The sequence below is a fragment of the Mycobacterium sp. genome, assembly GCF_008709575.1.
GTDB lineage: Bacteria > Actinomycetota > Actinomycetes > Mycobacteriales > Mycobacteriaceae > Mycobacterium.
Map to the genome: position 1 here is coordinate 1 of NZ_VYIK01000374.1, position 679 is coordinate 679.

At 59.5% G+C, this 679-nt stretch carries 1 pseudogene; it reads right to left on the reverse strand.

The features are described from left to right. A pseudogene (locus F6Q13_RS19040) lies at positions 1-459 on the reverse strand (hypothetical protein); the annotation flags it as partial. Positions 460-679: the final 220 nt, after the last annotated feature.

The window sequence follows — 679 nt, forward strand, 5'->3', positions numbered from 1 at the left end:
CAGCGTATCGGGCGCGACGTGTAAATCCTCGATGATGTACTGTCCGCCTGGTTTGATATGCGGAAAAAGGAACGCCAGGCTCACCTGCTGATGCACGGCTTTGTGGCTGCCGTCATCGATAACAATGTCGAATTGTCCGCCGGAGAATTCGACGAAACGGGCCAGATCCGCGCGGTCGGACTGGTCACCGATGAAAGTCGTGATTCGGTCATTGTCGAAGCGGTGGGCGTCGACGATGTCGTAGCCGAAGATGGTGGCCTTCGGGAAGTACTCGTACCAGCCCTGCAGCGAGGCGCCAGGCATCCGGGCGTCGCAGACCCCGATCTCGAGCACGCGCAGCGTTTCGTTGCGCATCGGCTCGAACCACCGCTCGTAGACCGGCGTGTAACTATGAGCCTCGCCCATCACGGTACCCTTGTCGGAGCGGTGCGTATTCATGATCTCGGTTAACGTGCGCATTGAAGCCTCCTGTGTTGGCTGGTAAACGATAAATCACGTGATGTCCTGCTGCTCAGTGCCGATCGATGCTGGTGACCTGCGATCGTGCAACCCTTCCGGAGCTACCCCAGGCGAGGACATCACGTGGCGAAATGCGCCTGGTTGATGTGCTCGGCGACCCGCAGCGCGTTGGCCGCGACCGTCAAACTGGGATTCAACCCGGCACTGGACGGAAAAAACG